General features: G+C 58.3%; 19 protein-coding genes and 1 pseudogene. 6 read left to right on the top strand and 14 right to left on the bottom strand.

Annotated features, from left to right (window positions below; translation table 11 throughout):
- Positions 1 to 13 precede the first annotated feature (13 nt).
- From ACR0MI_RS15150 to metG, 3 genes are all read right to left on the bottom strand, one after another.
- Positions 14 to 3,151, bottom strand: a complete 3,138-nt coding sequence (locus tag ACR0MI_RS15150; RefSeq protein ID WP_170616252.1) for an efflux RND transporter permease subunit — start codon at positions 3,149 to 3,151, stop codon at positions 14 to 16.
- A 3-nt stretch (positions 3,152 to 3,154) separates the two neighbouring features.
- Complete coding sequence (locus tag ACR0MI_RS15145; protein ID WP_170616254.1) at positions 3,155 to 4,333, bottom strand: efflux RND transporter periplasmic adaptor subunit; 1,179 nt, start codon at positions 4,331 to 4,333, stop codon at positions 3,155 to 3,157.
- A gap of 237 nt (positions 4,334 to 4,570) precedes the next feature.
- Positions 4,571 to 6,289, bottom strand: a complete 1,719-nt coding sequence (gene metG, locus ACR0MI_RS15140) for a methionine--tRNA ligase (protein WP_170616256.1) — start codon at positions 6,287 to 6,289, stop codon at positions 4,571 to 4,573.
- A 176-nt stretch (positions 6,290 to 6,465) separates the two neighbouring features.
- On the opposite strand from metG, the gene ACR0MI_RS15135 reads away from it, so the two are divergent.
- Positions 6,466 to 7,401 carry a hypothetical protein gene (locus tag ACR0MI_RS15135; RefSeq protein ID WP_170817264.1) on the top strand — a complete coding sequence of 312 codons (936 nt, stop codon included), beginning with the start codon at positions 6,466 to 6,468 and terminating at the stop codon, positions 7,399 to 7,401.
- A gap of 118 nt (positions 7,402 to 7,519) precedes the next feature.
- Here ACR0MI_RS15135 and ACR0MI_RS15130 read toward each other — a convergent pair whose 3' ends face one another.
- The 7 genes from ACR0MI_RS15130 to ACR0MI_RS15100 all read right to left on the bottom strand — a co-directional run bounded on the left by ACR0MI_RS15130 (position 7,520) and on the right by ACR0MI_RS15100 (position 13,712).
- Positions 7,520 to 8,743: an MFS transporter gene (locus ACR0MI_RS15130; RefSeq protein ID WP_170616260.1), complete on the bottom strand. Its 1,224-nt coding sequence runs from the start codon at positions 8,741 to 8,743 to the stop codon at positions 7,520 to 7,522.
- A 78-nt stretch (positions 8,744 to 8,821) separates the two neighbouring features.
- On the bottom strand, positions 8,822 to 9,418 hold the full coding sequence (locus tag ACR0MI_RS15125; RefSeq protein ID WP_170817265.1) for a YceI family protein: 597 nt from the start codon (positions 9,416 to 9,418) through the stop codon (positions 8,822 to 8,824).
- A 133-nt stretch (positions 9,419 to 9,551) separates the two neighbouring features.
- Positions 9,552 to 10,172 (bottom strand): hypothetical protein, encoded by a 621-nt coding sequence (locus tag ACR0MI_RS15120; RefSeq protein ID WP_170616264.1) that lies wholly within the window; start codon positions 10,170 to 10,172, stop codon positions 9,552 to 9,554.
- A 60-nt stretch (positions 10,173 to 10,232) separates the two neighbouring features.
- Entirely contained in the window at positions 10,233 to 10,814 is a 582-nt protein-coding gene (locus ACR0MI_RS15115) for a TIGR02281 family clan AA aspartic protease (RefSeq protein WP_170616277.1), read from the bottom strand.
- A 41-nt stretch (positions 10,815 to 10,855) separates the two neighbouring features.
- Positions 10,856 to 11,476: a MarC family protein gene (locus ACR0MI_RS15110; protein ID WP_170616279.1), complete on the bottom strand. Its 621-nt coding sequence runs from the start codon at positions 11,474 to 11,476 to the stop codon at positions 10,856 to 10,858.
- The gene (locus tag ACR0MI_RS15105; protein ID WP_170616281.1) at positions 11,473 to 11,865 is read right to left on the bottom strand and encodes an ACT domain-containing protein; all 393 of its coding nucleotides are present in this window, start codon (positions 11,863 to 11,865) and stop codon (positions 11,473 to 11,475) included. The genes ACR0MI_RS15110 and ACR0MI_RS15105 overlap by 4 nt, the downstream gene beginning before the upstream one ends.
- Positions 11,862 to 13,712, bottom strand: coding sequence for an ABC-F family ATP-binding cassette domain-containing protein (locus ACR0MI_RS15100; protein ID WP_170616283.1), 1,851 nt, complete (start codon positions 13,710 to 13,712; stop codon positions 11,862 to 11,864). The genes ACR0MI_RS15105 and ACR0MI_RS15100 overlap by 4 nt, the downstream gene beginning before the upstream one ends.
- Positions 13,713 to 13,818: 106 nt before the next feature.
- Here ACR0MI_RS15100 and ACR0MI_RS15095 point away from each other — a divergent pair, with 106 nt between their 5' ends.
- Both ACR0MI_RS15095 and ndk read left to right on the top strand, forming a co-directional pair.
- A complete protein-coding gene (locus tag ACR0MI_RS15095; RefSeq protein ID WP_170616285.1) occupies positions 13,819 to 15,021 on the top strand; it encodes a multidrug effflux MFS transporter in 1,203 nt (400 codons plus the stop codon).
- 102 nt (positions 15,022 to 15,123) lie between these two features.
- Complete coding sequence (ndk, locus tag ACR0MI_RS15090) at positions 15,124 to 15,546, top strand: nucleoside-diphosphate kinase (RefSeq protein ID WP_155143779.1); 423 nt, start codon at positions 15,124 to 15,126, stop codon at positions 15,544 to 15,546.
- Positions 15,547 to 15,604: 58 nt separating this feature from the next.
- Here the strand turns inward: ndk and ACR0MI_RS15085 are convergent.
- A pseudogene (locus ACR0MI_RS15085) lies at positions 15,605 to 15,952 on the bottom strand (TfoX/Sxy family DNA transformation protein).
- 283 nt (positions 15,953 to 16,235) lie between these two features.
- On the opposite strand from ACR0MI_RS15085, the gene ACR0MI_RS15080 reads away from it, so the two are divergent.
- The 3 genes from ACR0MI_RS15080 to ACR0MI_RS15070 are packed head-to-tail and all read left to right on the top strand — an operon-like array spanning position 16,236 to position 18,964.
- Positions 16,236 to 17,753, top strand: a complete 1,518-nt coding sequence (locus ACR0MI_RS15080; protein WP_170616290.1) for a CHAD domain-containing protein — start codon at positions 16,236 to 16,238, stop codon at positions 17,751 to 17,753.
- A gap of 3 nt (positions 17,754 to 17,756) precedes the next feature.
- Positions 17,757 to 18,500, top strand: coding sequence for an AAA family ATPase (locus ACR0MI_RS15075; RefSeq protein WP_170616293.1), 744 nt, complete (start codon positions 17,757 to 17,759; stop codon positions 18,498 to 18,500).
- Positions 18,497 to 18,964: a CYTH domain-containing protein gene (locus ACR0MI_RS15070; RefSeq protein WP_170616296.1), complete on the top strand. Its 468-nt coding sequence runs from the start codon at positions 18,497 to 18,499 to the stop codon at positions 18,962 to 18,964. Before ACR0MI_RS15075 ends, ACR0MI_RS15070 begins: the two co-directional genes overlap by 4 nt.
- Here ACR0MI_RS15070 and ACR0MI_RS15065 read toward each other — a convergent pair.
- The 3 genes from ACR0MI_RS15065 to ACR0MI_RS15055 all read right to left on the bottom strand — a co-directional run bounded on the left by ACR0MI_RS15065 (position 18,961) and on the right by ACR0MI_RS15055 (position 22,605).
- The gene (locus tag ACR0MI_RS15065; protein ID WP_170616298.1) at positions 18,961 to 20,331 is read right to left on the bottom strand and encodes a sensor histidine kinase; all 1,371 of its coding nucleotides are present in this window, start codon (positions 20,329 to 20,331) and stop codon (positions 18,961 to 18,963) included. The two genes, ACR0MI_RS15070 and ACR0MI_RS15065, sit on opposite strands and share 4 nt — an antisense overlap.
- Positions 20,324 to 21,004, bottom strand: coding sequence for a response regulator transcription factor (locus tag ACR0MI_RS15060; RefSeq protein WP_170616300.1), 681 nt, complete (start codon positions 21,002 to 21,004; stop codon positions 20,324 to 20,326). Before ACR0MI_RS15060 ends, ACR0MI_RS15065 begins: the two co-directional genes overlap by 8 nt.
- Positions 21,005 to 21,168: 164 nt before the next feature.
- A complete protein-coding gene (locus tag ACR0MI_RS15055) occupies positions 21,169 to 22,605 on the bottom strand; it encodes a DegQ family serine endoprotease (RefSeq protein ID WP_170616301.1) in 1,437 nt (478 codons plus the stop codon).
- Positions 22,606 to 22,840 lie beyond the last annotated feature (235 nt).

Raw genomic sequence — 22,840 nt, 5'->3', positions numbered from 1 at the left:
TCTTTGTTCTGTTTTATGCAGTCTCTTTCGGTGGAGCCGGATCATTCCGGGTGCCCTTGACCCATTCCCGCAGGCTTTGCATCAGAGCGTACAGGACAGGCACAAGAATGACGCCGACCAGCGTTGCCGCCAGCATTCCGCCAAATACAGCCACTCCGATGGCCTTCTGGCTGGCCGCGCCCGCGCCATTGGCTGCAAGCAATGGCACAACGCCCAGCAGGAACGAAAGTGCGGTCATCATCACGGCGCGGAAACGCTGGAATGCGGCCTCGGCCGCCGCGTCTCGGATCGACAGGCCATTGGCGCGTTGTTCCATCGCGAATTCGACAATCAGAATGCCGTTCTTCGAGGCAAGCCCCACAAGCATGATCATCCCGATCTGCGTGTAAAGATTGATGTCACTTCCCACGATGGCCACTGCAGCGACGGCGCCGAACAGGGCGACGATAACAGACAGCAGGATCGAGACAGGCAAAGTCCAGCTTTCATATTGTCCAACAAGGAACAGGTAGCCGAACAGAATCGCCAGTCCCAGGATCACTATAACCAGACTGCCCGATGCCAATTGCTGCTGCGCGGTCCCTGTCCATTCGAATGCGTAGCCGGGGGGCAGGGCATTTGCCGATTCCTCGGTCATCACAGTGATCGCGTCGCCGCTGGACAGCCCCGGTGCGGGTACTGCTGTCACGGTCGCGGATCGGAACAGGTTGTGACGTTTCAGCAGGACCGGCCCCAGCACGTTCTCGACGTCGATCAAAGTGCCGAGTGGCACCATCTCACCCTTGGTGGACCGCACATACAGGTTGGAGATGTCTTCGACATTGTCGCGATAGGTGCCGTCCGCCTGTATCATCACGCGATAGACCCGGCCAAACAGGTTGAAGTCGTTGACATAGTACGACCCCAACTGCGCCTGCATGGTCTGAAAGATCTCGGCCACTGACACTTGCAGTGTCTTGGCCTTCTCGCGGTCCAGATCGACAAACAGCTGCGGGACATTCGCGCGGAAAGTGGTATAGGCCTGACCGATTTCGGGGCGCTGATTGGCTGCGTACACGAACGATCCTACCGCCGAGGCCAGATCCTGGGGCGTACCGCCACCGGTTTGCTGAACCTCCATCTCGACACCGGCGGACATGCCAAGCCCCTGAATGGGCGGTGGGTTGAACGCCACGATCGATGCAGCGGACTCGCCGTTTGCGATTGCCAGAACTTTGGCAAGGATGGCATTTGCGCTCAGGTCGTCCTCTTGCCGATCATCCCAATTGTCGAGGTTTACGAAGATCGCAGCGCCGTTGGTGATCGTTCCGTTCAGCAAAGAAAACCCGTTGACCAGAACCGTGCTTGCGACACCGGGGATTTCCTGAATCTGCGCATCCACACGGCGCGTGACGGCTTCGGTCCGTTCCAATGTGGCGGCGTCCGGCAATTGAACGTCGACAAACAGATAGCCGTTGTCTTCGAGCGGGATAAAGCCGCTGGACGTGTTCGACATGATCGTGCCGGTACCCATGGCAAGGGCAACGATGACACCCAGCGCGATGACCGGCAGGATCAGAAGTTTGCGCACAATGGCGACATACCCGCCGCGTACCGTGCCAATGAACTTCTCAAACACGGCAAGCAGGCCTTTGGGCGGGCCAGAGCGTTCCTTCAGCACAAGGCCGCACAAAGCGGGCGAAAGCGTCAGCGCGTTGATCGACGAAATCACCACCGCGGTCGAGATTGTGACGGCAAACTGTGAATACAATCGTCCCGAGATACCGGGCATGAAGGTCACGGGCACAAAGACGGCCAGCAGAACCAGAGTGGTCGCAATGACCGGCCCGGTGATCTGACCCATCGCCTTGCGGGTTGCCTCGGCCGGGGGCAGGCCCTCGTCCGCGATGATCCGTTCGACATTTTCAACGACAACGATGGCGTCGTCCACAACGATCCCGATGGCCAACACCAATGCAAACAGAGAGATCGTGTTCAGCGACATCCCGAAAAGCAGTAGAAAGGCGAACGTCCCGATCAGTGACACAGGAATCGCCACAGCCGGAATAATCGTTGCGCGCCAACTGCCAAGGAAGACGAACACAACCGAGATCACCAGAATGAAGGTCAGGATCAGGGTCGAGACCACATCGTTCAGCGATTGCTGGACAAAATCGGTGGTGTTGAACGGCACCTGATATTCGACATCTGTCGGGAAGGCGCGAGACAATCGTTCGAGTTCCGCCTGCACACGCTCGGACACGGCCAGCGCGTTTGCTCCGGGTGCCTGATAAATGCCAAGCACGGTGGCCGGTACAGATTGGAAATACCCCGAAGCCGAGTAGAACTGGGCGCCAAGTTCAACCCGCGCGATATCCCGGACCCGAACGATCGAGCCCGCATCACCGGTCCGAATGACAATTTCACCGAATTCGGCAGCCGATGTCAGGCGTCCCTTAGTCTTGATCGTGTACTGGAATGTTTGTCCTTCCGGCACGGGCGGCGACCCGATTGAACCTGCCGAAACTTCGATATTCTGTTCGCGGATGGCGTTGATCACATCGCCGGGCGTAATGGACAGCGCGGCCATCTTGTCGGGATCCATCCAGATCCGCATGGCGTATTCCAGATTGGTCAGAACATCCGCCTTACCTACACCCTGCACACGCGCCAGCGCGTCCTTCAGGTTAATTGAGGCATAGTTCGACAGGAAGACGCTGTCATAAGTGCCATTGGGCGATGTCAGCGTTACAAGCAGCAACATGTTTGTCGATGCTTTCTGTGTAACCACGCCGGATGCAGTCACTTCGGTCGGCAATGACGACATGGCCTGCGCCACGCGGTTTTGCACGTTGACCGAAGCGATGTCAGGGTCGGTGCCCACTTCAAACGTAATGTTCAGCGAATACGATCCGTTATCGGATGAGGTTGACGTCATGTAGATCATGTCGTCCACACCGTTAACCTGCGCCTCGATCGGGGCGGCCACGGTGTTTTCCACGGTTTCAGCGTTCGCGCCTGTATAGGTCGTCGTGACGCTGACGACAGGTGGCGTGATGTCAGGGAACTGGGCGACCGGCAGGACAAGGTAGCCGATGCCGCCCATGATCGTCAGAACAAGCGAGATGACAAGCGCCAGCTTGGGCCGGCTGATGAACAGGGCTGAGAACATCCGTTATTCTCCCGGTTGCTCGGATGCGACAACCGCATCCACCGCGACACCCGGGCGAACCCTTTGCAGCCCTTCGACGATGACGCTTTCTCCCTCGCGCAGCCCGTCAAGCACGATGATGGCGGTGCCGAATGTATCGCCGGTGGTGATATAGCGTTGTTCGACCATCTGTTTGTCGTTGACGACCAGAACGAATTCGCCGCGCTGATCGCGTTGCAGTGCAGCCTGCGGGACCAGAACCCGCAAGGTCGGCTCCAGTGCCTCGATATGGACATTCAGGAATGCACCGTCGAGGATCAGGCGGCTTTCGTTGTCGAACTGGGCGCGAACGGTGATGGCACCGGTCAGCGGGTCAATGCGGTTGTCGACAAATACGATCTCGCCGGTTTCGTCCAGCTCTGTGCCATTGGGCAGCGTCACCCTGACCACCGGGCTTTTGTTGCTTTCGGCCAGGGATGAGGCGTTTTCATCGACGGCCTGCAGAACCGTGGTGAACTGTTTTTCGTTCAGCGAGAAATTGACATAGATCGGCGCTTCGCTGACCAGATTGACAAGTGGCGGATTGGTCGGGCCGACGACGTCGCCGACACTGGTGGATACCCGTCCGATCCGGCCCGTGAAAGGCGCGTGAATTTCAGTGTAGCTCAGGTCCAGTTCTGCCTGTTGAATGGCGGCATTGGCCGCTTTCACCTCGGCCTCGGCGACCAGTTCGTTGGCGCGGGCAATATCGCGTTCCGATTCCGGCGTCGCGTCGCGCTTGTACAATTCTTCCTTACGGGCCAGATCGACCTTGGCCAGTTCCAGATTGGCCTCGGCGCGATCCAGATCGGCTTTGCGAGCCTCCAGAGTGGCCTGATACAGGTCGGGTTCAATAGTGAACAGCAGGTCGCCCTGGGTCACGGAGGCTCCGTCCTCGACATTCTGGCTATCTAGGAACCCGCTGACCCGGGCGACAATATCGACCTTGTCGATGGCTTCGGCGCGCCCGATAAACACGGCCTCGTCAGTGATTTCCTCGGAATAGGCGGCCGCGATGGAAACCTTGGGCGGCGGCGCGTCGCTTTGTTCCTGTGCCAGTGCAGGTTGTACCATGCCCAAACAGGCCAGAACGGCAAAATACTTGCCAAGTGTCCTGACTGCTCCGCTGCTACGGAAAATCGGGTGCTTTGCTGCAAGGGACATGGAAAGAGCCTCGTTCAATCTATGGATTAGGCGCCGCGATGGCATGTGTGCCTTTTTTGAGTCGGCGGAATTACGTGGCAGGATGGCCGCTTTAAGACAATATCTCAAGTGTCTTGAATGTGTTCCCTTCCACTATGCATGCAGAGATTTCTCCGCCGATTGGTACATTTAGGTCGGTGCCCAAACAAAAACGGGGGCTCAAGCGGCCCCGTTTCGGTATTTCACATAGATGTTCGGTCAGGTGCGCGTTCCGGCAAACCGCGTTTGCCAGTCTTCGCGTTGTTCGTCGGTGATCTTGGCGAACAAAACCTCGGGCACTGTGAACGCGTGACCGGCGGGCAGGGCGTTGAGTGCGTCGGCGACATTGTCGGGCCAGCCGGTGTCCAGCGTGTTCATCGCGCTCAACATCCGGGCCGAGGTGTGGGGGATGAACGGCGCGCTTAGAACTGCATAAAGCCGGATCAGGTTCAGACCCAGCCGGACCTGCGCGGCAGCCTGTTCAGGGTCTTCCTTGAAGGTCGACCAAGGGGCGGCGGCTTGCAGATATTCATTGCCCGCAACCCAGATGGCCCGCAATTCTTGCGCGGATTTGCGGACATCCATCGCCTCCATGTGACCTTCATAAGCGCGAACACGTTTGGTGAGCTCCACAATCAGCGCCTGTTCCCGGTCGCCGAAGGCACCGCCTTCCGGCACGGCCTCGCCGAATTTCGAGCGGCAGAACTTGGTAATACGGCTGACGAAGTTGCCCAGCACATCGGCCAGGTCCTTGTTCACGGATTGCTGGAAGTTTTCCCAGGTGAACTCACTGTCGCTGCTTTCGGGCGCATGGCTCAGCAACCACCAGCGCCAGTAATCGGCAGGCAGGATCTCCAGCGCCTGATCCATGAACACACCACGACCTTGGCTGGTTGAGAACTGTCCACCATCGTAGTTCAGGTAGTTGAAGGATTTCAGATGGTCCACCATCTTCCAAGGCTCGCCCGATCCCAGAATGGTTGCCGGGAAAGACAGGGTGTGGAAGGGCACGTTGTCCTTGCCCATGAACTGAACGTAACGGACATCATCGGCACCCTTGTCGGTACGCCACCAGCGTTCCCAATCGGCGTCGGTCCTGCCGTTCGCATCCGCCCATTCCTTGGCGCAGGCGATGTATTCAATCGGCGCGTCGAACCAGACGTAGAAGACCTTGCCTTCCATCCCCGGCCAGTCCTGTTCGCCTTTCTTGACCGGAACGCCCCATTCCAGATCGCGGGTGATACCCCGGTCTTGCAGGCCGTCGCCGTCATGCAGCCACTTTTTGGCAATCGATGTGGTCAGGATCGGCCAGTCTGTCTTGCTGTCGATCCATGCATCCAACTGGTCTTTCATCGCTGATTGACGCAGATACAGGTGTTTGGTTTCGCGCACTTCCAGATCGGTCGAGCCGGATATCGCCGAGCGCGGCTCGATCAGGTCGGTCGGGTCCAACTGCTTGGTGCAGTTCTCGCACTGGTCACCGCGCGCGCGCTCGTAGCCACAGTTGGGGCAGGTGCCCTCGATGTAGCGGTCGGGCAGGAACCGTTTGTCGGCGTTGGAATAGACCTGTTTCTCGCTGACTTCGCGGATCAGCCCGGCGTCATCCAGTTTGCCTGCAAAATGCTGCGTCAATTTCTTGTTCTGCTCGCTGGAGGAGCGTCCGAAGTGATCGAAGCTCAGGCCAAACCGCTTGGCGATATCGGCCTGAATGCCGTACATCTCGGCGCAATATTCCGCGACCGGTTTTCCTGCCTTGGCGGCAGCCAGTTCGGCCGGTGTCCCGTGTTCATCGGTGGCGCAAAGGAACATGACCTCATTCCCCCGGCCACGCTGGTAGCGTGCGTAAAGATCAGCAGGCAATTGCGAGCCGATCAAATTGCCGAGGTGTTTGATCCCGTTGATGTAAGGGATCGCCGAGGTGATGAGAATCCGAGCCATTTTCCGTTTCCGCGTATCTGTCTGCGCGCCCGTCTACAGTATGAATCTCGCCAGCAAAAGACCGGTTACACCGATAGACGCCCGAAAAGACGCGTAAGTGCAGAAGCAATGTGGCCTTCGCGCGGTGGTCTCGGACCATGTATGATGGTCGCGCAAATTGTTAACGGAGGTTTGAAATGAAGCTATTCGGGGTTCATCGCCTGATACAGGTGTCCGCCATTCTGTGTCTGACAGCATTCGCCACGCCGAGCGTTCAGGCTGACCAAAGCAAAGCCATGGATGCAATTGAAAGCTTTGACAAGGCGATGCTGTCGGTTTTTCGCCGTGGCCAGGATGCACTAACGTCTCAGACCCGACCGGTCATGGTGATCGCGCGGGATGTTACGATCCTGTCCGAGAATGGTCAGGTGTCCTTTCCCAGGGGCGCGCCAAACTATCTAATATTCAAGTCCACATCCCACGTTCTTTTAGGGATCATCGGTGCCGTCACCCCCTGGCCCGAGGAAGATGACGCTGATGCAAGGTGGAAAGAGGACTTTGCAGCCATTGCGCAAGAAATCGACACGTTGTTGCCGTCGTTGGAGGGCCTTGACCTGCCTGAAAACGAGATTGCCCGACAACGACAGATGCTTGAGGCCGCGCGCACCTTCACCAGCGGGGCGGTGAAGCGCGGTACCCTCACGCCGCAGGACGTAGCAAACGCTATCAACGAGATGCGTCCGGTTTGGGCGGCCAACATGCGCCAAGCGGCTCGGGCCGAGCTGTCCACGTTGCACAAGGCCGTGTCAGATGCGCGTGCCGCTATCAGTAAAGAAGACTGGGACAAAATGTATGTCGTTCATCACGGCGGGTCCAATGTTACGGGGACCAATGTCGTGGAACTGTATCTGGAGCGCGTGATGCCGCAGAAAGTTGCGGCGGGCCAGGTCATGTTTGCGGAAAACGCGCATGGCAACGAGGCGATGGCTGATTTCGTCGGCTATGAGAGAATGCAACGTCACGTGGGGGCCTGGGCTTTCGGAGATCCGGGGCGAATGGAAGTTGATCTGCTGGGATATGAGGCAGGTTCAATTCTGGATGAAATGATCCCGTCTTCTCCGCCTTCGGACTAGCGTCCGGGGCTTAGTTTCTTACACGACTGCTTGAACAACCAACTATGCCGCGGCACGTCGTGAAAAGGCGCAGGCCGAACACTGTCGAACCCGGGCCGGGGCTTTCCCGGCCCTTGTTTTATCGACCTTCACGCGACCGTTTCAGCAGACGGCCGACCGTGAACGAGGTGCGGGGGGCATAGACATAGTTGGTCCGTTCTTCCGGCGTTGGCCGCGATCTCATCCGAGCCAGGCCAAACCCGATCAGGAACACATGGCCCAGCGCGACAAAGGCAAACAACGCTCCGGGACCGAATTCCTGGATCAGTGTAGACGAGACATAGGGCGAGGCGATTGCGCCAAGGGCGTACCAGAACATCAGGGCCGCAGAAAGTTCGACCCGCTGTTCGGTTGTGGCAAAATCGTTGGCGTGTGCGGATGACACCGAAAAGATCGGGAATGTCGTGAAGCCGAACAGTCCTGCAGCCAGCATGACACCTACCGTGCCTGTGTCACTAGCCGCCATCGTTACCCCACAACTGAGCACCGCCGCGAAGGACAACCAGATCAGTACCCAGCGTCTGTCGTATTTGTCCGCAAGCCATCCCATCGGGTATTGCGCCAACGCCCCGCCAAGCACGAACGAGGCCAGGAAGAACGCGATCTGATCCACGCCCAGACCCACTTCTTGCCCGTATACCGGGCCGACCATCCTGAACGATGCAGAACTCAGCGCGGCCACAATAACGCCCGCCACCGCCAATGGAGAGCTGCTCCAGGCCAGTTTTGGTCGTAGTCGCGGCGCGTCGGGTGTTTTGGGCTGGCTGGCCCGGGTCAACGTCAGCGGCAGCAACGCGGCGCAGCACAGGATGGCCAGCAAATTGTACGAGACATAAGAGGCAGGCGGCAGGACCGCGATGATCAGCTGAGCGCTTAGGGACGCCCCCATATCCACGATACGATAAGTGCCCATGGCGCGCCCGCGTGTCTCGTTCGTGACCTTGGCGTTCAACCATGCCTCGATCACCGTATAGCTTCCCGCAACGCATGTGCCCGAGGCTACGCGCAACGCGGCCCAGATATATGGATTTTCAGTCAGTGTGTGTCCGATCAGCCCCATGGCCCCCAGCGCGGTGCACACGGCAAAAGCGCGGGAATGGCCGACGTTGCCCATCAGACGCGGAGCCCACCAGCATCCTACGAAAAAGCCCAGGAAATGGGCCGAACCCAGCATACCGATCTGCTCGGTGGTAAAGTTGAGCGTCAGACCGGAAATTGCGTCCAGTGGACCCACGCCGCCTGTCGACAGTTGTAGTAAAATGACAGAAAGAAACAGGGCCGCAAAGGAAATGAGTGTACGCATGATGTTCTCAACTTGACTGTCCAGGCCGGGATTTCACGCACGTTATCGACCTTGCGGAGTCGTTTTTGTCAAATCCCTTCAGTCTTTACCTTTGATTTCGGCACGAATGTCCAGCCCCACTGTGTCCTGCACCAGATCGGCATAGCCCGACGCGCCAAAATCGTGCCGGTTCAGGGCGCCGCGCAGGCGGATCGACAATTCGTTCAGGTCTTGGGTCGCAGTGCCGCGCTGACGGTACAGCGCGGCCTGCAGTGTGATCGGACGTGTGATGCCGCGCAGGGTCAGATCGCCGGTAATTTGCGCGCCGTCTGAGATTCGGCCACTTTGGCCAAGTTGAATGCGGGTCGATCTGAAACGGATGGTCGGATAGGTGCTGGCGTCCAGCACACTCGCGCTCAGCATCGGTCCTTTTGCAATGGGCATTCGGGTTCGCGCCTTGGCAACATCCATGAGGACATCGACCTCGCTGTTGGCAAGGTCTGACAGGTCAAGGGCAATGCTGGCCGACCGGATCGGCATGGTGCCGGATTGCAGGATTCCGGCCAGGTCGAATGTAAAGCTGACTGTGGTTCCGTCTGGAACAAGTTCGTAAGGGCGCAGGGCCGCCTGTGCCGGGTGCGGCAGGGCTGCTGCGGCCAGACCGGCCAAGACGTCGCGTCGGGTCAGGCGCGTCATGCGGTGCCGTATTTGCATTGGAAATTGACTTGTCTGGTTAACATCGGGGCCCTGAGGTGGATTGGTTAGCTCTGACCCTCAGCTAGAGCCCGGCTTTGTGTTTGGCCAATCACATCCTTCGTGAATGGCCCGATCAGGCCGGAACATCCTGCGCTTCGGTCCGGTGCAGGTGCAGGCCCGCGCGCGGTTTGGTCTGGGTGGCTTGCCAGCTGACCGGGGGCAGGGCGCGGGCGCGGCGGCGGGTCAGAGTCCAGGACCGGGCCTCGCCCTTGTGGTTCGCCGCCATGTGCCAGCGCGTCTCGACACCTTGCGCGCCGCCATCGCCGGGTGTCAGCAGCAGCCCGAGCGGTGCCCGCCCCATCGCGCCGCCCTGTTCTGCGGCCAGATGCATCCGTCGTACCGGTGTCAGCCCGGGTGCACCGGGCAGGTCGCCAATGATCAGCGGGATGGCCCCGCTGCGCAACGCCTCTTCCATGCACCACAGCAGGTCTTCGGCGCGGTTGGGGCGGACGAACAGGAAACGCGCGGGGTCGGCAAAAGGCATCATCCCGTCAGGGTTCAGCTGGCCGGGCTCCCACGCGGGGGAAATCCACAGCACCGGCCCCTGTGCCTGACCCGCCAGCCACATGGCAAAGCTGCGTCGGGCAGGGCCGCAGGCCTCGTGCACGCGGGCCAGTTGCAGGGTGATATGAGGGTGCAGTTTTATCCCCGGCGCCTCGCGCGCGGGTTTGCGGCCAAGAAGGTGTGCAGACATGCCGTCAGGTTAGTATGTTCTTGTTTTGTTCTCAAGGTCGGATGTGATCCCGGAGGTTATTTAACGAGACAGGATCAGACGGCCATCGGCAAACTGGATGTTCGAGAAACGATGCAGATAATCCATGCCCAGAAGGGACTGATGCAGCTCGCCTTCGTTGATCCAGGCCGAGATGTTGCGGTCTACGATCGGGCCAAGCTCGAGGCTGTCCAGACGTACGGGCGCTGTCCGGACTTCTCCGTTCGCGGTGGCGGCGCGGCCAAAATAGTTCAACTGATCCGGATCAATGCCGACGCGCCTTGCGTCTGCAGAACTGAGGACAATCTGACTAGCTCCGGTATCTACGAGAAATGTAATCGGCTCTCCGTTCACCAGAACTGGCAGGTAATAGTGCCCGTCATAAGACCGGGGAACCTCAACCGTGTCGCCGGTTACGGACATCTGCGCCGAAGGGCCCACGGTTGAACGGATGTCTTCCCACAGGCCCACCACAGCTATCACGCCAATAAAGATGAACACCCAGGCCATCATCTGTTGCAGGGTCTTGTTCAGCGACTGCCGGTTCTGAGAGATGAACCAGACCACCACCGCTGCGCCGAGCAGGCTCAGATACGCCAAACGTGCAATGCTGTCGCCATCCATACCGTTATCCCAACAATATTACCTGAGTGATATATGGGGATTCAGGACGCAAATCCAAAGGCCTTAAGGCCATCCAGGATGAACTGAACCGACAATGCCGCCAGCAACATGCCCAGCAGGCGGGTCAGTACGTTCAGCCCGGTTTTGCCCAGAATACGGGCCACAGCGCCGGATGTCAGATACATCACGAACACCATCGCCAGCACGACCAGCATCACACCGATGACGACGGCCAGCCCCTGTATGCCGGGCTGCTGACCCGCCAGCAAAATCATCGTTGCAATCGCGCCCGGGCCTGCAATCAAAGGAATGCCCAGCGGAAAGACTGACGGATCCGGGTGTTCTTCTTCCTCGGCGCTGGTTTCACGCCGTTTTGTTCGGCGCTCAAACAGCATGTCGAGCGCTGTCAGAAACAGCAGGACGCCACCTGCGACCCGGAATGCCTCCATCGAGATACCGACAAACCCCAGAAGCGCTTCGCCAAAGGCGGCAAACATGGCCAGAATGACGCCCGCCGTCAGACACGCGCGGATTGCGATCGAGCGGCGCGTGTTCCAATCCATGCCCTGGGTCAGCGCCACAAAGATCGGTGTTTGCGCAGGCGGGTCGAGCACCACGAATAGCGTCGTGAACGCGGTAATCAGGAATGCGCTGTCTATCACTGTTTGCTGCTCCGTTGCAGGTCTTGTAGGACACGCAAGGCGTCTTGCGACTGCGCTGCGGGGACATAGATGTGGTCGTGGTGATATCCCGCGACCATGTTTGCAGGTATTCCCTGCCGCGCCAAAGCACCAGATACGGCGGCGGTAAGGCCCACGCCCTCCAGCGAGGAATGAACCTGCAATGTGATGCAGTGCATGGCGACCGTGTCTTGTGGCGCGCTGTGAATCGGGACGATCAGGGACAACCCCTCCGCCTCGACGCAGCTTGCACGTGTTCCGTCAGGCCAGGGTTTGTTGTCAGGCCAGACCACAAAGGCAAACGCACCAGGCTGCAAAACGGGGCGCATGCCGGAAATCATGGCATTGGTGTCCTTGACGGGTTGGGTCATGCGGATTCCGCCTGTTCCAGTCGTTCGGCGGCCGCAACCCACAAGGTCTCGGCCTTTTGCATGGCTTCGACAACCTCGGCAAATTTGCGGTTCCAGGATTCCAGATCGTTGATCCGGTCGTCTTCATACAGCGCTGGGTCTGCCAGTTTGGCCGACAGCTTCTCGTGCATGTCGCTCAACTTCTCGATCCGGTCCTCACATTTGCGCAGATCAGCGCGCAGGGCCAGCATCGCCTCGCGCGACGGGCGTTTGGGTTTGGCCGCTTGCGGTTTTCCCTTAAGCGGTTTTTCTCGGGCCAGCAGCATGGCGCGATAGGCTTCAAGGTCGCCGTCAAAGGGCTTGACCGTGCCGTCCGATACCAGCCAAAGCCGATCTGCGACCAGCGACAGCAAATGCATGTCGTGGCTGACCAGAACAACCGCGCCGGAATATGCAGTCAGCGCCTCGACCAGCGCCTCGCGGCTTTCGATGTCCAAGTGGTTTGTCGGTTCGTCGAGGATCAGCATATGCGGCGCGTCGATCGTTGCGATCAGCAGCGACAGGCGGGCCTTCTGTCCGCCCGAGAGGCGGCCGACCACTGTCTCGGCCTGATCGGCGTTCAAACCGAATCCGGCCAGACGAGACCGCCACTTGCCCGGCGCCTCGTTTGGGCGCAGGCGGCGCAAGTGATCCAGCGGCGTTTCATCAACATAAAGCTCATCCACCTGATGCTGGGCGAAATAGCCGATCCGCAACTTGTTGCTGCGGGTCATTTTGCCGGCCATCAGGGGCAGGCGGTCGGACAGCAGCTTGGACAGGGTCGATTTCCCCTGACCGTTCTTGCCCAACAGCGCAATGCGGTCGTCCTGGTCGATGCGCAGGTTCAGACGTCGCAGAACCTCGGTCTCACCATAGCCCGTCACGCCGCCTTCGATCTGGATGATCGGAGGAGATAGCTCCTCGGGGTCAGGAAAGGAGAATGCGCGTAGCGCGGCTTCTTGCGGGGTCGAAACCAGTTGGATGCGTTCGATCATTTTCAGGCGCGATTGGGCCTGAACGGCTTTAGAGGCCTTGTACCGGAACCGGTCCACAAAGCTTTGCAGATGGGCGATGCGCGCCTTGGCCTTGGCGTTCTCGGATTCAGCCTGCGCCAGCCGCTCGGCGCGACGCTCGGCGAATTTGTCATAGGGCACCGCGTAATAGGTCAGCTTGCGGTCTTCCAGATGAAGGATCGATCCCACCGCGCGGTTCAGCAGACCCCGGTCGTGACTGATGATGATGACCGTATGCGGATATTTTGCCAGATAGCTTTCCAGCCACACCGCACCTTCGAGGTCCAGATAGTTGGTCGGTTCGTCCAGAAGCAGCAGATCGGGTTGCGAAAACAGCACCGCCGCCAGTGCAACGCGCATCCGCCACCCGCCTGAGAAATCCGAACAGGGCCGCAACTGGTCTTCATCGTCAAAACCCAGTCCTTTCAGGATCGAAGCCGCGCGCGCCTCGGCCGACCAGGCGTTGATGTCGACCAGACGGGTCTGGATATCGGCAATCCGCGCCGGGTCGGTGGCTGCGTCGGCCTCGGCCAACAGCGCGCTGCGTTCGGTGTCGGCGGCCAGAACCGTATTGATCAGCGAAACATCGGAGGAGGGGACTTCCTGTGCCACCCCGCCAATCCGCGCGCGACTGGGCAGTTTGATGTTGCCCGATTCCAGCGCCAGCTCCCCACGGATGAGGCGGAAGAGGGTGGTCTTGCCTGTGCCATTGCGCCCGACAAGACCCACCTTGTGGCCGTCAGGTATTGTTGCGCTGGCCCCGTCGAACAGGGGACGGCCTTCTACCGCGTAGGTTATGTCTTCGATCCGTAACATGAGCCGCTCATAACAGAGGGTGAAATTGGCCGCCAGCAGCTTGACATGTTCAGCACGCGATCAATGTGATAGCGCTGACATGATTTCACCCGGAACGGATTGTTGAATGAGACCCGCGCGAACGCCTCCATCCCTGATCACGCTGGTCCTGATCACTGCGTTGTCGGTTCTGTCGCTGAACATGTTTCTGCCATCTCTGCCTCATATCGGCGAGGACTTGCAGGCAGATTACGGTCTCGTGAACCTGTCTGTTGCAGGGTACCTGGCGCTGTCTGCGGTTTTGCAACTGATCATGGGGCCTTTGTCCGACAGGTTCGGTCGCAGGCCGGTATTGCTGTGCTGCATGGGACTTTTCGTCATCGCCTCAATCGGCTGCGCCATGGCCCAATCGATCTGGGTGTTTCTGGGTTTCCGAATGTTGCAGGGCGCTGTTATCGCGGGGCAGGTTCTGGCGCGCGCCGCCATCCGCGACATGCATCCTCCCAATGAGGCCGCCAGCAAACTGGGTTATGTCTCGATGGCCATGGCACTGGCGCCAATGCTTGGCCCGATGCTGGGCGGAGTGCTTGAGATGTTGTTCGGCTGGCGGGCCGGATTTGTTCTGTATTTCCTGATGGGAACAGGCCTTCTGGCGCTGGTCTGGGTCGATCTGGGCGAGACCAACACCAACACAACCGCAACATTCCTGGCCCAGATGAAGCTCTATCCGCTGCTGTTCAACTCGCGACGGTTCTGGGGGTATTCATTCTGTGCCGCCTTTTCCATCGGCGGGTTCTACGCCTTCATCACCGGTGCACCACTTGTTGCGGCGACGTGGTTCGATCTGAACCCGGCCTTGCTGGGGCTAGGGATCGGGATCATCACGATGGGGTTCATGGCCGGCAGCTTTCTGACCGGACGGCTTGCAGCCCGCACAAGACTGAGCACCCTGATTCTTGCAGGGCGAGTGATCGCTTCGGTTGGCCCCCTAATCGGCCTGATGACGTTTCTTGGGGGCGTGGGGACTGTCTGGTCCTTCTTTGGTTCCGCCGTGTTTGTCGGGTTTGGGAACGGGCTGACCGTGGCCAACGCGACCGCCGGTCTGATGTCCGTGCGGCCCCAGCTTGCAGGCAGCGCAGCAGGTCTTTCGGGCGCTATGACGGTGGCCTTGGGTGCGATCCTGACTTCGGCCACCGGGGTACTGGTCACCCCCGGAAACGCACCCTTCATCGTGCTGGGGATGATGGGCGTCAGCAGTTTCGCGGGCCTTCTTGCCGTGCTCTATGTGCGCTGGATCGACCAGCGTGACCCGTTGCCCGACACGATCTGATCCGCAAAGCATCATAGTGCTTTTCATAAGGGACAGACCATGCTAGGCGGCGCGCGATAGATTTCGGCGCGGGTCCGCGTCATATAGTAAGGAGAGGCCGACATGGCACTGGAACGCACATTCTCGATCATCAAACCCGATGCAACCCGCCGCAACCTGACTGGCAAGATCAACGCCAAGTTCGAAGAAGCCGGCCTGCGCATCGTTGCGCAAAAGCGCATCCACATGACCAAGGAACAAGCCGGCAAGTTCTACGAAGTACATGCCGAGCGTCCGTTCTATGACGAACTGTGCGAATTCATGTCGTCGGCTCCGGTCGTTGTTCAGGTTCTGGAAGGCGAAGGCGCCATTGCAAAGAACCGTGAAGTCATGGGCGCAACCAACCCTGCAGACGCAGCAGCTGGCACCATCCGCGCCGAGTTCGCTGAATCGGTTGGCGAAAACTCGGTCCACGGTTCGGACGCACCTGAGACAGCAGCGGTTGAAATCGCTTACTTCTTCTCGGGCATCGAGCTGGTCGGCTAAGCCACCACTTTGGTGAACAGATTAGGCCGCCTCCGGTTTCGGGGGCGGTTTTTTTTGTTCAAACTGGCTTGAGGTCATTCGACGTGATGCGCACTCCGATGGCGTCGAGGTCCGAAACCAACTTCGATTGCGGGGCGGTCTTTGTATTGGCCTTGATCGCATCGAACCTTTGACGCAGCGCTTTCTTTTCCTCGCCTTTGCAATCGTTCTAGGGGCGGCCCTGCAATCCCATGACAAGTACATAGTAGCCAATGAAATGCGGTCGTGACCCTGCGTGAAGCAGCCGGGCATACGCCGCGTCGGCCCCCAGTTCGCGCAACTCCTGCGCCGAATGAATTCCAGCGCGTGCGCATGCCTGTTCAAAGGCAGGGCCGAGGTTGCGGATGGATGAAACAGGATCTGACATGCCCAAGTCTTATCTGGACGCCGCGATGCTGTCATCCGGTTGATGGAGTGTCGCCGGCCTGAAGGATAACATTGACGCAATGCTTGCCTGATCACCCAAGCTACGGTTTCATGGTGCCATATTGCCGTGAAGTCTCCGATGTTGGAAAATCAAGGAAACCGGTAACAATCGGTAGCCGAATACAATGTCGCGAAAGCCGGGTGATCGAAGAAGTGAGTGAGACAGAAATCATGGAAACTTTTTTGATCGATGAGCCCCGCGTGCCTCTCAAGGACCGACCCTGATGGTGCAACTGGCCGGAGTGTACGTTGTTGAAGGGAAATTTGACCCGCTTGCGTTCAACAAGGGCCTGAAAGGGCTGGCCTTACGGGTTGAAGGTGGGAATCCGCCGCAGTCCTTCAACTGGCTGGATTGCCACGATCAATCGCTCAGGTCGGCAGGGTCGATCTTGCTGGAGGTCGGCGAAACACTGCGGCTTTTGCAGGGCAATGCAGGATTTCCGGTTCAGAAGGGCACAGGCACGGGAAAGTTCGTTCAGGATCTATCGGACGGTCCGGTACGTGATGCATTGAACGGATTTCCAAAGCTGCGTGCATTGATGAACCTTGGTGCAGGAGATTTGGAAATCCAGGAATTTGCCGCAGTTGACAATTTGGAAAAGACGCGTGTGCGCGGCGAACTGATTTCGCTGAAATCCGAAAACAGGCAGGCGACATTGGTGCGAGTTCGTTCCCTGCGCGGATATGAACCCGCCTATGAAACGATCTGCGCAGCATTGCAGGAAATGGCCGGGGACGAAGGCGGTCTTGATGTCGTTTACCCCATCCTGTTCCCTGAAACGCCCCCGTATCAATCCAAACCTATCGTACTATTGGGAAAAGAAGAGCCTTCAATCGAGGTTGCCGTGGATCTGATGCGCACCTTTCTGGCTGTTGCGCGGCGGAACGAAGCGGGTGTTATTGCCGACATTGATACCGAGTTTCTTCACGACTACCGCGTTTCGTTGCGGCGTGTCCGCTCGGTTCTCAGCCTGTTCAAAGGGGTCTTTTCACCTGCGCATACGAATGCCCTCAAGCGGCAATTTTCCGACCTTATGGCCCCGACCGGTCGGCTGCGGGACTTGGATGTTTACCTTTTGGAAAAGGATATGTATTTCAGCTTGATACCGCCCAATCTTCATGACGGTGCCGAGGCCATGTTTCGGCAATTCCAGACGGAACGTGCGCAGAAACTTTCAAGCCTGTCCCGTCGGTTCCGCAGTGCAGCCTATCAAAAGCAGATGGATGACCTTGCGGCGCTGCTTGCAGCTCCCCAGTCTTTGCAACCCGGGCCCAACGCCGAACGCGGCGCTTATGAATATGCTTGCGCCCTGATCTGGAAACGCTACCGCAAGGTTTGCAAAAGGGCGCGGCGTATATCCCCCATGACCCCGGATAAAGCGGTCCACGATCTCAGGATCGACTGCAAGAAACTCAGGTATCTTATGGAGTACTTTGCACCACTTTTTGATGCAAAGGCATTCAAGTCGATCATCAAGCCATTGAAAAAGTTGCAAGATAATCTGGGGCGTTTCAATGACTGTTCAGTCCAGCAGGACGCGCTGCTAGGGTTTGTGACTAAACAGTCGAACACACAAGGCCGGGTGGATGCCCAAATGGCCTTGGCCGCTGGTGGGCTGATTTCGGTGCTTGATCAGCGGCAAAAATCCGAACGGGATCGTGTGATCGCCAATTTCAACCATTTTGACAGCCCGGACATCCGGCATCTTTTCCGCAGCTTGTTTCATCATAAGGGGGACTGAGGATTGAAAACCATTGCCTGCTACAGCAACAAAGGTGGTGTGGGAAAAACCGCGACCTCGGTCAATCTTGCGTATTCCTATGCGCGTTCGGGTCAAAACGTGCTGCTGTGTGATCTGGATTCCCAAGGGGCGTCAGGATTCTACCTGCGGGTAAAGCCGTCAAAGAAGCTGACTGAAGCACGATTCTTCGAGGATGTGGAAAGGTTTACCAAATCGATCCGCGCCAGCGACTTTGACCGGCTGGACGTCCTGCCTGCTAACCTGACCTATCGCGATTTCGATGTTTTCCTGTCGCGAATGAAAAACAGAAGATCCCGGTTGAAGAAAGCCCTGGTTGCGGCGGGCAGTGACTATGATGTGGTCATTCTGGACTGTCCGCCAAACTTTTCGACATTGTCCGAGAACGTATTCAAGGCTGCCGATCAGATTGTGGTTCCAGTCATTCCGACGACCTTGTCGGAACGGACATTCGATCAGCTGATCGGTTTTTTTGAACAGAAAAAACTGCCCAAAAAGAAGCTCAAGGCCTTCTTTTCCATGGTGCAACGGCGCAAGACCCTTCATCTGGAAACGATGGATGGAATGCGAAAGCTGTATCGCAAGAGGTTCATGAAAACGGTCATACCCTTCGCAGCCGATATTGAACGCATGGGTATGCACCGCGCGCCTGTCAGCGTTTATGCGGGCTCGAGCGTGGCAAGCCGGGCCTACAAGGCGCTGTTTGACGAGTTGGAAGCCCTGACATGAGCACGGAAATCGAACGTAAGTTTCTGGTGGCTGAACGGCCTGATCTGACAGAAACGCGCAAGGCCTTGGTGCGGCAGGGCTATCTGACTGCGCCAGACGATTCCACCGAACTGCGGTTGCGTCAGAAGAACGACGTTCATTACCTGACACTGAAGGGAAAGGGTGCAATGGTGCGTGTGGAAAGAGAGGCTGAAATCACACCCGAACAATTCAACACCTTCTGGCCCGAGACCGAGGGCCGCAGGGTCGAAAAAGAGCGCTATACCGGGGAGTTGCCGGATGGTCGGGTGTTTGAGCTGGACGTGTTTCTGGGCGATCTTGCGCCCTTGTCTCTGGTCGAGGTCGAGTTCACATCGGCGGCCGAAGCAGAAGGGTTCAGGCCGCCAAGCTGGTTCGGTACAGATGTGACCGGGGACAAGCGTTATAAAAACAAGATGATGGCGATTGACGGGATTCCCGACTAACCCTTTCGCGCCAGCGTCAGTGTTGCTTCAAGCCCCGGATTGCAATTGCGTGCCGAGAATTTGCCCCCATGCATATGCGAAATCGCCGCGACCAGCGCCAGACCCAGTCCGGAATTGCGTTCGGTGCGCGCGGGATCGAGCGTGACGAATGGCAGTTGCAGGCGCGGCAGATCCTCGGGCGGAACACCGGGGCCCTGGTCTCTGACGCTAAGAAGAACGTAATCCTTTATTCCGGACAGGTTTATCGTAATATCAGACTCTTCGGGCGCGTATCTCATCGCGTTTTCGAGTAAGTTTGACAAAGCCTGGGACAGAAGCGGTCGATGCCCCTGAATAGGCTTTGCTTCGCCGGATACTAAAAGTCGGATACCCTGGTCCGCCGCGACAGGCTCGTACAGGTCCACCACGTCGCCCACCAACTGTTGCAGGTCAACTGTTTCGAACTGTTCCCGGCCCAGACCGGCCTCGGCGCGTGAAATCTCGGTCAACTGACCCAAAACCCGCAAAACGTGGTCGATTTCACCGGTCGCGCGGGCGATGTCGACTTCTCGGTCCAGACCACTCTTGCCGGGATCGGTCAAGGCTTCGATCCTTTGCCGAAGCCGCGAAAGGGGCGAGCGCAAATCATGGGCAATCGAGTTTGATGTCGTGCGCAGGTTGCTGATCAGTTCTTCGATCCGGTCCAGCATGTTGTTCAGGGTGCCTGCGACCTGATCGAATTCATCCCCCGTGCCGCGAATAGGAATGCGGCGGCTCAGGTCGCCGGACACGATGTTGTCCGCGGTGTCCGCAACATCCTTGAGACGGGAAAACACCAGCCGGGTTAACAACCATCCGGTCAGCAGGCTCAGAACCAGTGCAATGGCCAGGGCGAGCGCCACTGATTGAAACAGCACACGGTCGAACTGCTGTCTGGCGGACGCGTCCCGTCCAACCAGAAGCCTTTCACCGCCGGGCAGCCGGACCGATGCCGCCGAAATCGGAACAAACTGATTGGATTCGGTTTGCCGCACCTGAAGATCGACCCATCCGCTGCCTGCAGTCACATCGTCGGGCCATTGTGCGAGATTACCGGCAAGAGGTGTTCCAAACCTGTCCGTCAACAAATACAAAGCGTCACGTTCGGCCGCGTTCGCAAGACGGCGATCAATGGCTGATATCAATCCGATCATTCCGCGTCTGTCGTATTCGTCCGCCAGCCCGGTCAGCTCGGCGGTTACGACAGACCGCGTTTCGCCTTCGATCGTTCTGTTTGCCGTCAAATAGACCAGTCCTAGAACGGTCGCAGTCAGCAATGTGCTGAGGATCATGCTGGCCAAAACAAGCCGCGTACGCGAATTTCGCAGGGACAGTCGCAGGTTAGCCATCAGAAATCATGTAACCGGCCCCCCGGACAGTTTCAATCAGGGGCTGGGCGTCGCCTTCATCCAACTGACGGCGGAGTTTTGAGATATGGACATCGACGACATTGGTATTGGGATCAAAGTGGTAGTCCCACACGCCTTCCAGCAGCATGGTGCGGGACACCACGCGGTTCTTGCGGCGCAGGAAGAATTCCAGGATCTGGAACTCGCGCGGGGTCAGGGAAATTTCACGACCGTCGCGCGTGACCTTGCGGGTCAACAGGTCCATTTCAAGGTCCCGGCAGTTTAGCGTCGGGTTTTCTTCGGCTTCCTGAGGGCGGCGCAACAATGCCTCAATCCTTGCATGCAGTTCCTGAAACGAGAATGGCTTGACCAGATAATCGTCGGCACCGGCGCGCAAGCCCTTGACGCGCTCGTCAACGGCGCTCATGGCGGTCAGCATCAGTACGGGCGTCTTCAACCCGGCGGCGCGCATGGATTTGATCAGAGACAGCCCGTCAAGACCCGGCAGCATCCGGTCAAGGACGACAGCGTCAAATCCTCCGTCAGTTGCGTGATACAGCCCCTCACGGCCATCGGCCGCAGTTTCGACAACATATCCTTCTTCGCCAAACCCCTTGGCGATAAAGTCCCGCGTCTCTTCGTCATCTTCGACGATCAGAAGGCGTCTGCTCATGATCGAGGTTCCTTTCTGCCGGGATTTAAACACAAATTTCAGATAAAGCACATGCCGGGTGCGACCAGGCACACCCGGCAGTGCCGGCAGGCTGCGGACAATTCAGACCCGCCGGCGAGGCGCGCGCCAAATTTCCCCATCACGTGGCACGCGCATGTTTCAGATCAGGCGATTTCGACCGCGACGAAGATCTGGTTGCCACCGCGATTGATCAGAACCAGCGCAGGATCAGTCTTTTCGCTGTCCAGCGCCGCCTTCAGGGCCTCCGGAGTGATCGTGTCCTGACCGCCCAGTTTGACGATTACGTCACCGCGCCGAAGCCCTGCTTTTTCAGCCGGGCTGTCCGGCGACATGTCGGTCACAACGACACCTTCGACGGATTGGTCAACGCCCATTTCGGCCCGCGCGGTATCTGTCAGCGGGGCAACTGTCACACCAAGGGATGTACCGGACAGGGTCTCGTCAACCGCCTTGTCGGGTTCCGCCGATGCGGACTGATGCTGTCCGATGGTCAGTTTGACCTGTTCCTCCTTGCCGTCGCGCAACACGGTCAGCGTGCTGTCCGTGCCGACCTTGGTCGTGCCGACCAGAAGCGGAAGCTCGCTGCTGGAATCAACGCTCTGGTCATTGAAGCTGAGGATCACGTCGCCCTGCTGCAGGGCGCCTTCCGCAGGGCTGCCGGGTACGACATCCGACACAAGTGCGCCTGCTGACGAATCGATCCCCAATGCGGCCGCGAGTTCGGGGCTTACGTTCTGGATCGAGACACCCAACCAGCCGCGGCTTACCTGACCATCATCCAAAAGGTCTGCAGTAATGTGTTCGACGATATTCGAGGTTACGGCAAAGCCCAGACCGACCGAGCCGCCGCTGGGTGAGTAGATGGCCGAGTTCACGCCGATCACTTCGCCTTCCATGTTGAACAGCGGGCCGCCCGAGTTGCCCTTGTTGATGGCCGCATCCGTCTGGATGAATTCAGCATATGGCCCTTGCGAGATGTTGCGGCCCTTGGCCGAAACGATACCGGTGGTCACGGTCGAATGCAGACCGAACGGATTGCCGATAGCGACCACGTCTTCACCCACGCGGATTACTTCACTATCACCCATCTTGACGGCCTGCAGGTCCTCGCCCGCGTCGATTTTCAGAACGGCGATATCGGTCAGGGGGTCTGTCCCCACGATCTCGGCTTCGAAGGTTCGGTCATCGCTCAGACGGACCGTAACCGTGGCGGCATTGTCTACGACATGGTGGTTGGTGACGATGTAGCCGTCCTCATCCAGCACAAATCCCGAACCCAGCCCCTGGGTCGGGCCGCGTTGGGGGGCGTCGAAACCTTCAGGCATGCCGAAGCGCTTGAAGAACTCACCGAACGGGTGGCCTTCGAAATCAAACTCTTTTCCCTGAACCGGGGTAGGGGCGGCCTGTTGTTTGGCGATAATGGTCACGACCGATGGCGAAACGGATTCGACCAGGTCTGCCAGGGCTTCATCGGCCAACGACGGCAGGGCGGTCGAGGCCAGCATGGTTGCGCCCAGGGCGCTGGCGCCGATCCAGCCAGACGTTCGTGGCAAAAGAAGCGAGGATTTTCGGATGCTCATTTAGTTCTCCTGTTAACATCACGCGGTTACACCCGCGCGTTGAGACAGAAGATGCCGCTTCAGGTTTGGGCTTTCATGATCGCGAAATTAAGAAATCTTAATTCAGCCACATTCGGGCCTTCCTTTGTTACCAATCAGGTCAACCGATACCGGTCGTGAAAAGGGATCGCAGCTCACGAATCGGTGTATTGTTGCCAAAATCGCTGTCAATGGATGAAAACTGTTGAATTGAATC

Source organism: Ruegeria sp. D4 (assembly GCF_056534475.1).
This window is presented reverse-complemented; position numbering and strand designations above follow the sequence as displayed.